This is a genomic window from Cupriavidus mimosae, from assembly GCF_023952485.1.
Classification (GTDB): Bacteria; Pseudomonadota; Gammaproteobacteria; order Burkholderiales; family Burkholderiaceae; genus Cupriavidus; species Cupriavidus taiwanensis_C.
The window spans coordinates 105,727-118,033 of sequence record NZ_JALHRY010000013.1 but is presented as its reverse complement, the minus strand read 5'-3'; the positions used below and the strand labels follow the sequence as shown (position 1 = coordinate 118,033).

Genomic DNA, 12,307 nt, shown 5'->3' with positions numbered 1-12,307 from the left:
GCCCCATGCGCGCCGTCCGCGGCCTGAGCGCCGCAACTGCCGCCGCCCGCCGCCTGGCGGGCGCGCTGCTGGTAGCCCTGCTGGCGGTGGCGGCCACGGCGGCGCATGCCGGCGCGCAGAAGGAAGAAGACCTGGCCGACTCCGTGCGCGGCGCGCTGGCCGCGGCCATTGCCGATGACCGGCCGCTGCGGCCGGTGTTCGCGTCCGGCGGCGAGCGCCTGGCCTACCTGAAGTGGCTGGGCGAGATGTCGGCGCGGCTGGCCGCGCGCATTCCCGAGCCGCAGGTGCGGGTCGAGCTGATCGAGGTGGCCTACTACGAAGCCAAGCGCGCCGGCCTGGAGCCCGCGCTGGTGCTGGGCCTGATCCAGGTCGAAAGCAACTTCCGCAAGTACGCGATCAGTTCGGCCGGCGCGCGCGGGCTGATGCAGGTGATGCCGTTCTGGGTGCGCACCATCGGCGACAGCGACGCGCGCAAGCTGTTCCACCTGCAGAGCAACCTGCGCTACGGCTGCACCATCCTGCGCTATTACCTGGACCGCGAGCAGGGCGACCTGTACCTGGCACTCGGCCGCTACAACGGCAGCCGCGGCCGCCCGGAATATCCCAACGCGGTGCTGGCGGCGTGGAAGCGTTGGCAGTATTCCGAAGCCACCGTCACTGTGGCCGGCGATGCCGAGATCGCGCCGTCGCGCCAGCGCGCGCCGGTGGCCGAGCCGCCTGCCCGCAACCCGTTCTCGTCGCAGCGCGTCGCAGCCAATCCGTCATGATCCGCGAAGCATCCGCAGCCGGCGGCAAGGCCGGCTACACCGAATCCTCGCCCGAACTCGAACAATGGCTGGCCCGCCATATCGCCCAGGGCTTTGCCGCCGATGCGCTGGTGCTGTCGATGCTGCGTTCGGGCTACGACGACGCCTTCGCGCGCCGGTCGGTGGCTGCGGCGTTTGCCCAGGACAACGGCGGCGCGGCGCCGGCACGGCCCGCGCAAGCTGAACCCGCGGCGGCCGGCACGCCTGCGGTCTATGCCGCCGATGGCGGCGACCGCCGCGTGCCGGTGCTGTTCCGGCTGGCGTCGCCCCAGGTGCAGCTGTTCCAGCAACTGCTGAGCGACGACGAGTGCGATGCGCTGGTGGCGCTGTCGCGCGGCCGGCTGGCGCGCTCGCCGGTGGTCAATCCCGACACCGGCGACGAGAACCTGATCGATGCCCGCACCAGCATGGGCGCGATGTTCCAGGTCGCCGAGCACGCCCTGATCGCGCGCATCGAGGCCCGCATCGCCGCGCTCACCGGGGTGCCGGCCGAGCACGGCGAAGGGCTGCAGATCCTCAACTACAAGCCGGGCGGCGAATACCAGCCGCACTTCGACTACTTCAACCCGCAGCGTCCCGGCGAAGCGCGGCAGCTGTCCGTCGGCGGGCAGCGCATCGCCACGCTGGTGATCTACCTGAACACGCCCGAGGCGGGCGGCGCCACCGCGTTCCCGCGCGTGGGCCTGGAGGTGGCGCCGGTCAAGGGCAACGCGGTCTACTTCAGCTACCTGCTGCCCGACGGCACGCTCGACGACCGCACCTTGCACGCCGGCCTGCCGGTGGCCGCCGGCGAAAAGTGGATCGCCACCAAATGGCTGCGCGAACGGCCGTACCGCAGCGCGGCGTGAGCAACCCAGCGGCAGCACCGGCTGCCCCGGCCGCCAGCCGCTGGTGGGCCGATCCCGCGCTGCCCTTTGCCGAAAGCCGGCGCGCCAGCCACAGCAGCGCCAGCTACCTGCCGCATAGCCATCCCACCCTGTCGGTCGGCGCCGTCGACGGCGGCACCAGCCGCTTTGCCTGCGGCGATGGCAGCGCCGTGCTCGGGCCAGGCGCGGTGGTGGTGATCCCGGCGCACGAGGTCCATGCCTGCAATCCGGTGCCGGACGGGTGCTGGAGCTACCAGATGCTGCATTTCGACCCGGCCTGGGTCGCGGCCGTGCTGGACGAGGACAGCGCGGCGCGGGCCTGGCTGCCGGCACGCGTGATGACGTCGCCGGCGGTCTACGAGCTGGTCTGCGGGTTGAACCGCGCGCTGTTCTCGCCCGCCGACAGCGTCGAGAAAGAGGCCGCGCTGGTGGCCTTCATCGGCGACCTGCATGCCGCCATCGATAACGGCGCAAGCACCCGGACACTGCCGGTACCGGCCGCCGTCTCCGCCCGCGTGGCGCAATTGTGCGAGCTGCTGCGCGAGCGCCATGCCGAGCGGCTGCCGCTGGCCGAGCTGGCGCGCGCCTGCGGCCTGAGCCGCTACCACCTGGTGCGCGCCTTCCGCGCCCAAACCGGCATGACGCCGCACGCCTATCAGCTCGACCTGCGCATCCAGCACGGGCGCCGCCTGCTGCGGCAGGGCGCGGCGCTGGCCGAGGTCGCGCTGGCGCTGGGCTTTGCCGACCAGAGCCATTTCCAGCGCGCTTTCAAGCAGCGCGTGGCCATGACACCGCGTGCGTACCAGCGCGCCGCCTGAGGCGCCGGCCTGGCGCGACACCGCAACTTTCTTCAAGACCGGCCACCACCGTGCGCACCACACTGCGGACTCTTCACGGAGGGTCGGCATGGACATGGCTTTCGATCTCGCCCGCGGGGCATTGCCGTGGCAGCAATTCGCCATGGTGGCCGGCGCGCATGCGCTGGCGCTGCTCAGCCCGGGGCCGGATTTTTTCCTGGTGGTGCGCAGCGCCCTGCTGCACGGGCCGCGGCGCGCCGGCGCCGTGTGCCTGGGCATTGCGCTGGGCAATGGCGTCTTTATCGGCCTGGCGCTGGCCGGCGTCGCCGCGATGCGGGACTCGCCGCAACTGTTCGCGGCGTTGCAGTGGGCCGGCTGTGCCTACCTGGCGTGGCTGGGCTGGCGCCTGCTGAACGCCTGCGGCGAACTGTCGATGCCGGCGGCCGATGCTGCCGCCAGGCCCGCGCCCGCGGCCTGGCTGGCCCAGCTTGCCAGCGGCTTCCTGTCCGCCGTGCTGAACCCGAAGAACGGGCTGTTCTACGCCAGTTTGTTCTCGGTGCTGGCTGCCAGCCGCACGCCGCCGGCGGTGCAACTGGCCTATGGGGTCTGGATGTTCGCGGTCGTTCTCGGCTGGGACCTGCTGGTGGCCTATGGCATCGGGCATCCGGCGATCGCAGCGCGCTTCGGGCGTTCGGTGCGCTGGGTCGAGCGCGCGACCGGAGCCGTGCTGTGGCTGCTGGCGCTGGGCGTCGCCTGGCATGCGCTGCGGTGAGCAAGTTGCCTGCGAAGCGGTGCAATTGGGGCGGCCCTGTATCGGCGTATTTCCCTCAAAGTGTACCGGTACTGTACTGCTAAGTGACCGTAGACTGATTTCCTGAAAGCAGATGAACGCCCCTGGAGTCAGTCATGGAAGTGTCCCAACTCGCCGCCGGCACCGGTGTCTTTGCCGCCTTTGCCGGCTTTGCCCTGGTGTCGTCGATCACCCCCGGCCCCAACAACACCATGCTACTCGCCTCCGGCGTGAACTTCGGCTTCGCGCGCACGGTGCCGCATCTGCTCGGTGTCAGCATCGGCTTCGCGCTGATGGTGGGGCTGGTAGGGCTGGGGCTGGGCTCGCTGTTCCACGCGTTCCCGTGGACCTGGCAAGTGCTGCGCGTGGTGGCGACGGTCTACCTGGTCTGGCTGGCCTGGAAGCTGGCCACGGCTGGCGGCGTGCAGGACCAGCAGGTGGCGCGGCCGATGGGCTTCTGGGCCGCCGCGGCGTTCCAGTGGGTCAATCCCAAGGCGTGGGTGATGGCGGTCGGCGCGTGCAGCACCTATGTGCTGCACGGCAACCTGTGGCTCAACGTGCTGCTGCTGTCGGGGATCTTCGGGGTGGTGAACCTGCCCAGCGTGGCGATGTGGGCGTTGTGCGGCTCGGCACTGCGGCGCTGGCTGGCGCGGCCGAAGGTGCTGCGGGCGTTCAATATCGGGATGGCGGTGCTGCTGCTGGCGTCGCTGTGGCCGATTCTGGGGGCCTGAGGGCTCCAGGCAAACTGACGGCCTATCAACCGCCACCGGGGTGCTCCCTCTCCCGCTTGCGGGAGAGGGGAGAAACCCTCGCGCTCACGCCCTCTAGATCAAACCAGCGCCCGGATCGAATCCAGGTTCCGCCAGTACCCCTTGGCATCCATCCCGCACCCGAACACATAGCGGTCCGGCACGGCAAAGCCGCAGAAATCCGGATGCATGGGCTTGGCTTTGCTCAGCGTCTTCTCGCACAGCACCGCGGCGTGGAATTCCCGGGCGCCCATGTCCATGATGCGCTGGCGGATGGCGGCCATGGTCTCGCCTTCGTCGAGGATGTCGTCCAGCACCAGCACCACGCGGTCCTTGACCGATTCGCGCGGGGCCACGCGCCATTGCATCTCGCCGCCGACGGTCTTGTTGTTGTAGCGCGAGAGGTGGATGTAGTCGAACTCCAGCGGGAACGCCAGCTTGGGCAGCAGCATGCCGGTGAAGACCACCGCGCCGCCCATCACCGACAGCACCAGCGGGAAGTCATTGCCCATCCTGGCGGTGATGTCCGCGGCCATGCGGTCCAGCGAAGCCTGGACTTCTTCGGCGGAGACGATTTCTTCGGAATTGGCCCACAGCTCGCGGGCCTGTTCGGCGCTCATCATGATGTCTTTCCTGTTCTTTTGCGGGGAGGCAGTTCAGCCTGCGCGGCGGGCTTCAGCGGTTGAAGAGCCCCTTCATGCCGCCCTTCATCGCGCCCATCTGGCGCATCATCTTCATCATGCCGCCGCCCTTGAGCTTCTTCATCATGGACTGCATCTGGTCGAACTGGTTGAGCAGGCGGTTGACCTCCTGCACCGGCACGCCGGCGCCTGCGGCAATGCGGCGCTTGCGGCTGGCCTTGATCAGGTCCGGCTTGGCGCGCTCGGCCGGCGTCATGCTGTTGATGATGCCTTCCATGCGCGCCACCTGCTTCTCGGCCTGGTCCATGTTGGCGCCCTGCGCCTGCTGGGCGAATTGCGCCGGCAGCTTGTCGACCAGGCTGCCCAGGCCGCCCATCTTCTTCATCTGGCCGATCTGGGCCTTGAAGTCTTCCAGGTCGAAGTCGCCGGTCTTCTTGATCTTCTTGGCCAGTTTCTCGGCCGCTTCCATGTCCACGCCGCGCTGGGCTTCCTCGACCAGCGCGAGGATGTCGCCCATGCCCAGGATGCGCTGGGCCATGCGGTCCGAGTAGAAGGGCTCCAGGCCATCGAGCTTTTCGCCGACGCCGACGAACTTGATTGGGCGGCCGGTGATATGGCGCACCGACAGTGCCGCGCCGCCGCGCGCATCGCCGTCCAGCTTGGTCAGCACCACGCCGGTCAGCGGCAGGGTGTCGTTGAAGGCCTTGGCGGTGTTGACCGCGTCCTGGCCCAGCATGGCATCGACCACGAACAGGGTTTCGGCCGGCTTCAGTTCGGCGTGCAGCGCGGCGATTTCCTGCATCATCGCCTCGTCGATACCCAACCGGCCGGCCGTATCGACGATCAGCACGTCGTGGTAATGCTTGCGCGCCCAGTCCACCGCCGCGCGGGCGATGTCGACCGGCTTCTGGTCGGGCTGCGACGGGAAGAACTCGGCGCCGACCTGCTCGGACACGGTCTTGAGCTGGGCGATGGCGGCGGGGCGGTAGACGTCGCACGAGACCGTCAGCACCTTCTTCTTTTTGTTTTCCTTGAGCCACTTGGCCAGCTTGCCGGCGGTGGTGGTCTTGCCCGCGCCCTGCAGGCCGGCCATCAGGATGATGGCGGGCGGCTGCACCGCCAGGTTCAGCTCGGACTCTTTATTGTTGCCGCTGGCGGCCTCGGCGCCGCCGATCACCGCAGTCAGCTCGCGCTGGACCACGCCGACCAGGGCCTGGCCCGGGGTCAGGCTGCTGACCACCTCTTCGCCCATGGCCTTTTCCTTCACGCGGGCCACGAATTCGCGCACGACCGGCAGTGCCACGTCGGCTTCGAGCATGGCAAGGCGCACTTCGCGCAGCATCTCGGCGGTGTTGGCCTCGGTCAGGCGCGCCTCGCCGCGCATGGTCTTGACCACACGCGCCAGGCGTTGAGTGAGATTGTCCAGCATGGCAGGAATCGGGGGAGAAGTCGGAGCAGGGCTCAGGGCTGAAAATCGGACGCAGTCCGGCACACGGGGCAGGCCTGGAACACCGGTCACACCGGTTCAAGCGGGCCGCCACCGTCCGTGGGCACTAAGGTAAACTGCATAAATGGTCATTGTACTGTATGCCCTGACGGCACTTCTCTATTGCGGCCTGGCCTGGCACGGCTGGGCCACGCGCCATCCGCGCGTGGCCGCTGCTGCCGGCGCCACCGGCCCGGCGGGCAACTCGGCCGCGGCCGTGCTGGTGGCGGGCGGCGGCCCCATCCCCCCGGCCGGCGGCGCCCACGGCGAAGGACGCCCCGCGTGGTGGCACGTGCTGATGCTGGCCGCGCTGGCCAGCCACGGCATGCTGCTGCATGAAACCATCTTCCCGGCCGAGCGCATGATGTTCGGCTTCGCCTTCGCGCTGTCGGCCATGCTGTGGCTGGGCGTGGGCATCTACTGGATCGAGAGCTTCTTCTTCTCGCTGGCGGGGCTGGGACTGATCGTGATCCCGGTGGCGCTGGTGGCCAGCCTGATGCCGCTGGCCTTTCCCGGCTCGCAGATCCTGGGCTACGCGGCGCGGCCGCTGTTCAAGCTGCATTTCATCATCGCCAACGTGGCCTACGGGCTGTTCACGCTGGCCGCCTTCCACGCCTTCCTGATGCTGCTGGCCGAGCGCCGCCTGCACGGCTTCCGCCACGCGCCGGCGCGGCCGTCGGCGCCGCAGCCCGGCCAGTGGCTGGGGCGCTGGCTGGACCTGCTGCCGCCGCTGCTGACGCTGGAGAAGCTGCTGTTCCGGCTGATCGGCGCCGGCTTCGTGCTGCTGACGCTGACCATCGGCTCGGGCCTGCTGTTTTCCGAAGAGCTGTTCGGGCGCGCCTTCCGGCTGGACCACAAGACGGTGTTCGCGCTAATCTCGTGGGCCATGTTCGGCGGCATCCTGGCCGGGCGCATCTTCCGCGGCTGGCGCGGCAAGGTGGCGCTGCGCTGGGTTATCGCCTCGTTCGGCATCCTGCTGCTGGCCTACGTCGGCAGCCGTTTCGTGATTGAAGTCGTCCTGCACCGGTTCTGATTTCCATGGCACGTATCCTGATCCTGCTGGCCGTGGTGCTGGGCGTCTTCTGGTGGCTGCGCGCCCGCGCCGAGGCCCGGCTGGCCGAGCATCGCGCCCGCCAGGCACGCGAGGCCAGCGACCACGCCGCCGCCGGCACGCCCGACGCCGCCGCCGAGCGCATGGTCCAGTGCGCCCAGTGCGGCGTACACTTGCCACAGGGCGACGCCATTGCCTGGCGCGGCCTGCACTACTGCCGGCGCAGCCACCTGCCCGACGAAAGCCGCAACGAATATAGCGACGGCAGCGAGAGCGGCAGCGGCAGCAGCGGCCCGCGCCCATGACCCAGCCGGCGCCGTCGGCCTGGCAGCGGCTGAACGCCTGGCGCGGCCTGGCGCAGCTGTGGGGCCAGCCCGAGCCGCCTGACTTCCACTGGCGCCTGCTGCGCTATTTCTGCTGGACCCGCGTCGCCGTGGGTCTGCTGCTGGTCGGCTTTGCGCTGATGCGGCGCGGCGAGCCGCCCGCCGGCGTTGCCGGCACGGCCGCTTCCCCCTTCACTGCCGCCATCCCCGCCTTGCCTTTCGGCCTGGAGGCCATCGGCGGGATCGAGCATGCGGCGGCCATGGCCGTTGCCGTCCCTTACCTTGGCATTGCCCTGGCGATGCTGGCGGGCACGCTGTGGCGCCGGCATTTCCACCTGCGCGTGCGGGTGCAGGTGCTGGCCGACCTGGCGCTGCTGGCGCTGGTCTTCAGCGTACTGGGCCGGGGCGGACACGCCGAGGGCCTGGCCATGATCTTCCTGCTGCCGGCGCTGGAAGCCGGCGCGCTGACAAGCCTGCTGTTCGCGCTGTTTGCCGCGGCGATTTCCGCGCTGGTGGTGATGAGCGGGCCCTTCATGCACACCATCCTGCTGCGCCAGGCCGATGCCGGGCTGCTGGGCTCGGGCCTGTTCGGCCTGGTGTTCATGATCGCCGCGCTGCTGATGTACATGCTGGCCAACCGGCAGCTGGCGCAGGAGCGCCTGGCGCTGGCGCGCGAGCAGGAGCTGCGCCTGCAGCAGCTGGTCAACCGGCTGATGGTCAACGACATGCAGGACGGCGTGATGCTGGTGCGTGCCAACGGCGCGGTGGTGGCCGCCAATCCCGCCGCGGTGGTGCTGCTGGGCGTGCAGCCGCACGAGCGCATCTACTCGCGCAAGCTGGGTGGCGCGCCCGCTGGCGGAGCCGGTCCGGGCGGCGGCGATACCGTGCTGTTCGACCTGCGCCGCATCCCGCGCCTGCAGCCGCTGATGGAAATGCTGCGCGACTGGCTGCGCAGCAAGGACGACGTGCCGCGCATCCTGCAACTGCTGCCGATGGCCTCCGGCGCCGCGCTGGCCGACGGCACCATGCAGCATACCCGGCTGCGGCTGCGCTTCGTGCTGCCGGGCCTGGCCGGGCTGCGTTCGACCATGGCGCATGGCCGCACCGTGCCGGCCGCGCTCGATACCGCCGCGTGGAACGAGCTGTCGCCCGAAGCCGCCGCGCGCCTGCGCCTGGCCATCGCCCAGAACGAGGCCATGGCGTGGTCGCAGGAGGATGAGGCGCTGCTGCGCAGCGAGATGCGCGACACCGTGCTGGTCCATATCGAAAGCTGGGAACGCATCGCCGAGCAAGTGCAGCAGGAAAAGCTGGCCGCCATGGGGCGGCTGGTGGCCAGCATCGCGCACCAGATCCGCAACCCGCTGGCGGCGATCAGCCAGGCCAGCGAGCTGCTGGGCGATTCCGGCCGGCACCATCCGGTCGCGCAGGACCTGGCCGCGCAGGAGCCGGGCGCCGCCGATGTCGATATCGACGCCCGCCTGCTGCGCATCATCCACGACAACGTGCGCCGGCTGGACCAGGTGGTGTCCGACGTGCTGCAGATGTCGCGCCGCCCGCGCACCGGCCGCAGCACCGTACACCTGGCGCAGGCGCTGCCGGAGATCGTCGAGCGCTGGCGCGCCGAAATGCGCCAGCGCCGCCCGCGCGCCGGCGAGACCCGCCCGGCGGGCCGCGCCGACGTCAACGCCAATGCCATCCGCCTGACCGTCGACGTGGCCCAGCCGGTGGTGTTCGATGCCTCGCAGCTGCAGCAGGTGCTGGGCAACCTGCTCGACAACGCCTGGCGTTACTGCAGCCGGCTGCCCGGCTCGATCCGGCTGCTGGCGCACGCGCTGGACCAGCACCATGCCGAGCTGATCGTCTGGAACGACGGCGCCGAGGTGGCGCGCGAACACCAGCGCAGCCTGTTCGAGCCGTTCTTCACCAGCAACGCCCAGGGCACCGGGCTGGGCCTGTTCATGGCGCGCGAGCTGTGCGGCGCCAATGACGCGCAGGTGCGCTACGGCACCATCTCGCTGCCGGCGCTGATCGAGCGCACCGGCATGCTGGCCTCCAGCGCGCGCGATACACTGCCGGGCAAGGCCTTCGTGCTGACCTTGCGCATCGAGAGCGCAGAGGCTGCCGCGGCGGCCGCCGTCTGACCCGTCTCCATTCCGCCATCACCCATGCCACCCCGAATGTCCCGCGCGCCCGATCCCATCCTGGTCATCGACGACGAGGCCGACCTGCGCGAGCTGCTGGACATCTCCATCCGTCGCATGGGCCATGACGTGGTGCTGGCCGGCTCGCTGGCCGAGGCGCGCGAAAAGCTTGCGCAGGGCCCCTACAGCCTGGTGCTGACCGACATGCGCCTGGGCGACGGGCTGGGCATCGAGATCGTGCGCCAGCTGTCGGCCGCGCCGGAACGGATCCCGGTGGCGGTCATCACCGCATACGGCAGCGCCGACAACGCCGTGGAGGCGCTCAAGGCCGGCGCCTTCGACTACATCGCCAAGCCGGTGTCACTGGAGCAGCTGCGCAGCCTAGTGCTGAATGCACTGGGCCGCCAGCCGCGCGACAACGCCGATGCCGACGCCGCGGCGGCGGCCGAGCAGGCCGCCGACCGCGCCGCGGCGCTGCTGCCCGGCCATTCCGCGGCGATGCAGGAGGTGCGCCGCTCGCTGTCGCGGCTGGCGCGCAGCATGGCGCCGGTGGTGATCAGCGGCGAATCCGGCAGCGGCAAGGAGCGCGCCGCGCGCGCCATCCACGCCACCAGCGCGCGCGCCGCGCATCCGTTCGTCGCCGTCAACTGCGGCGCCATCCCCGAAAACCTGATGGAGTCCGAGTTCTTCGGCTACGTCAAAGGGGCGTTCACCGGCGCCGATGCCGAGCGCGGCGGCTTCTTCCAGGCCGCCAACGGCGGCACGCTGCTGCTCGACGAAGTGGCCGACCTGCCGCTGCCGATGCAGGTCAAGCTGCTGCGCGCGCTGCAGGAGCGCCGCGTGCGCAAGATCGGCGCCAGCCGCGAAGACGCCGTCGACGTGCGCGTGATGTGCGCCAGCCACAAGGACCTGGCCGCGATGGTGGCGGCGGGGCAGTTCCGGCAAGACCTGTATTACCGGCTGAACGTGCTGGCGCTGCGCATGCCCACGCTGCGCGAGCGCGGCGAAGACATCCCGGTGCTGGCGCGCGCCATCCTGGACCACCTGGCGGTGCGCTACGGCGATGCGCATCCCAAGCGGCTGTCGCCGGCGGCGCTGCAGCGGCTGGCGGCCTATCCGTTCCCGGGCAATGTGCGCGAGCTGGAAAACCTGCTCGAGCGCGCCTACGCGTTTGCCGAGAGCGACGACATCGAACTGGCCGACCTGGGGCCGCTGGACGCGGGCGCCGGGCGCGCCGGGCTGATGCCGGCGCCGGCGCCGGCGCCGGCGATGGTGCCGCAGCCGGTGGCGCCATACCCTTATGCGCCATGGGGCACGGCAGCGGGCGGCGCCGCGCCGGCCGCCGCCACGCCTGCGCCGGTTCCGGCCGAGCCGCCACCGGCGGCCGCTGCCGCCGCGCCTGAACCCGAGCCTGCCGGCGACCCCGCCGAGCGCGCCTGCCGCGGCATCGTCTTCCCGATCGACCTGCCCGCCAGGCTGGAAGCCGTCGAGCGCGAACTGATCCTGCAGGCGCTGGCCCAGACCAACTTCAACCGCACCGCGGCCGCGCCGCTGCTGGGCCTGAACCTGCGCCAGCTGCGCTACCGCATCCAGCAGCTCGGCATCCGCGAAGCCATGGACGCCGCCGACCGTGGCGCCGTGGAAGGCGAGGGCACGCCATGACCGCGCCCGCGTCTTCGTCCTATGTGCCCGATGCCGACGGCTGGGTGCCCGCCGCCCGGCGCGTGCCGTCGCCCAATTTCGACGCGCGCCCGGACGGCATGCCGGTGGACCTGGTGGTGCTGCACAACATCAGCCTGCCGCCCGGCCAGTTCGGCAGCGGCGACATCGAGGCCTTCTTCCAGAACCGGCTCGATCCCGGCAAGCACCCGTTCTTTGCCACCATCCACCAGGTCCAGGTGTCGGCGCACTTCCTGGTGACGCGCACGGGCGAACTGGTGCAGTTCGTGCCGTGCACGCAGCGCGCCTGGCATGCCGGGCAGTCAGACTTCTTCGGCCGCGCGCGCTGCAACGATTTTTCGATAGGCATCGAGATCGAGGGCTGCGACGACCTGCCGTTCACCACAGCCCAGTACGACACCGTGGCCGCGCTGGTCCCCGCGCTGATGGCGGCCTATCCGATCCGCGCGATTGCCGGCCACAGCGACATCGCGCCGGGCCGCAAGACCGATCCCGGCCCGCATTTCGACTGGCCGCGGTTTGCCAGGCAGGCCGGCGTGGCGGCGGGCATGCTGCCCTACCAGTGCCCGGGCGCAGCAGCGCATGTGACGGATTCCTGACGTCATTCCCCGCACTTGTGCGCCCCATCCCGGCGCACATGCCCCACGTCCGTGTGGGGCTATCGCAACCTAGCAACAATCAAAAAAATTTTTGCGAAATGTGCAGTTGCGAACGGTCTCGCCGAAACCCTTGCGAGTACTAGGCTTGCGGGCATGTGGCGCTGCCGCACAGCCGCCGGCGTTCCCGAAATAGCGGTTGTCAAGACTGGTCATTCGGATTCGTTTCACTATACTTAGCCCAGTTTTCCGCGTCACACACTATATCTAGTAGTCAAACCGGGGAGCCGGCCCCAGGAGCGAGGCAGCAGCCGCGAAGTTCTGCATCGACTGCAAACCTCCCCGCAAGGCCGGCATCAAGAGTCCCTGGCGAAATGTTCA

Annotated in this window: 12 protein-coding genes; 10 read left to right on the top strand and 2 right to left on the bottom strand. The window is 70.0% G+C overall.

The window, feature by feature from the left end:
• Positions 1–5 precede the first annotated feature (5 nt).
• From MKD50_RS22835 to MKD50_RS22815, 5 genes are all read left to right on the top strand, one after another.
• Complete coding sequence (locus MKD50_RS22835) at positions 6–767, top strand: transglycosylase SLT domain-containing protein (protein WP_115704858.1); 762 nt, start codon at positions 6–8, stop codon at positions 765–767.
• A complete protein-coding gene (locus tag MKD50_RS22830) occupies positions 764–1,654 on the top strand; it encodes a 2OG-Fe(II) oxygenase (protein WP_115704857.1) in 891 nt (296 codons plus the stop codon). Before MKD50_RS22835 ends, MKD50_RS22830 begins: the two co-directional genes overlap by 4 nt.
• Positions 1,651–2,490: an AraC family transcriptional regulator gene (locus tag MKD50_RS22825; RefSeq protein ID WP_252668776.1), complete on the top strand. Its 840-nt coding sequence runs from the start codon at positions 1,651–1,653 to the stop codon at positions 2,488–2,490. Before MKD50_RS22830 ends, MKD50_RS22825 begins: the two co-directional genes overlap by 4 nt.
• Before the next feature lie 88 nt (positions 2,491–2,578).
• Positions 2,579–3,241, top strand: coding sequence for a LysE family translocator (locus MKD50_RS22820; protein ID WP_252668775.1), 663 nt, complete (start codon positions 2,579–2,581; stop codon positions 3,239–3,241).
• A 134-nt stretch (positions 3,242–3,375) separates the two neighbouring features.
• Positions 3,376–3,990 carry a LysE family translocator gene (locus MKD50_RS22815; RefSeq protein WP_240072657.1) on the top strand — a complete coding sequence of 205 codons (615 nt, stop codon included), beginning with the start codon at positions 3,376–3,378 and terminating at the stop codon, positions 3,988–3,990.
• Between the two features lie 98 nt (positions 3,991–4,088).
• Here the strand turns inward: MKD50_RS22815 and MKD50_RS22810 are convergent, their stop codons facing one another.
• Both MKD50_RS22810 and ffh read right to left on the bottom strand, forming a co-directional pair.
• Positions 4,089–4,631, bottom strand: a complete 543-nt coding sequence (locus MKD50_RS22810; protein ID WP_115704853.1) for a hypoxanthine-guanine phosphoribosyltransferase — start codon at positions 4,629–4,631, stop codon at positions 4,089–4,091.
• A gap of 52 nt (positions 4,632–4,683) precedes the next feature.
• Positions 4,684–6,078, bottom strand: coding sequence for a signal recognition particle protein (ffh, locus tag MKD50_RS22805; RefSeq protein ID WP_252668774.1), 1,395 nt, complete (start codon positions 6,076–6,078; stop codon positions 4,684–4,686).
• Between the two features lie 142 nt (positions 6,079–6,220).
• Here ffh and MKD50_RS22800 point away from each other — a divergent pair, with 142 nt between their 5' ends.
• The 5 genes from MKD50_RS22800 to ampD are packed head-to-tail and all read left to right on the top strand — an operon-like array spanning position 6,221 to position 11,929.
• Positions 6,221–7,168, top strand: coding sequence for a cytochrome C assembly family protein (locus MKD50_RS22800; protein ID WP_115704851.1), 948 nt, complete (start codon positions 6,221–6,223; stop codon positions 7,166–7,168).
• A gap of 5 nt (positions 7,169–7,173) precedes the next feature.
• Positions 7,174–7,491, top strand: a complete 318-nt coding sequence (locus MKD50_RS22795) for a PP0621 family protein (RefSeq protein WP_252668773.1) — start codon at positions 7,174–7,176, stop codon at positions 7,489–7,491.
• Positions 7,488–9,650: a sensor histidine kinase gene (locus tag MKD50_RS22790; protein ID WP_252668772.1), complete on the top strand. Its 2,163-nt coding sequence runs from the start codon at positions 7,488–7,490 to the stop codon at positions 9,648–9,650. The genes MKD50_RS22795 and MKD50_RS22790 overlap by 4 nt, the downstream gene beginning before the upstream one ends.
• A gap of 24 nt (positions 9,651–9,674) precedes the next feature.
• Positions 9,675–11,312, top strand: a complete 1,638-nt coding sequence (locus tag MKD50_RS22785; RefSeq protein WP_252668771.1) for a sigma-54-dependent transcriptional regulator — start codon at positions 9,675–9,677, stop codon at positions 11,310–11,312.
• Complete coding sequence (ampD, locus tag MKD50_RS22780) at positions 11,309–11,929, top strand: 1,6-anhydro-N-acetylmuramyl-L-alanine amidase AmpD (RefSeq protein WP_252668769.1); 621 nt, start codon at positions 11,309–11,311, stop codon at positions 11,927–11,929. Before MKD50_RS22785 ends, ampD begins: the two co-directional genes overlap by 4 nt.
• Positions 11,930–12,307: the final 378 nt, after the last annotated feature.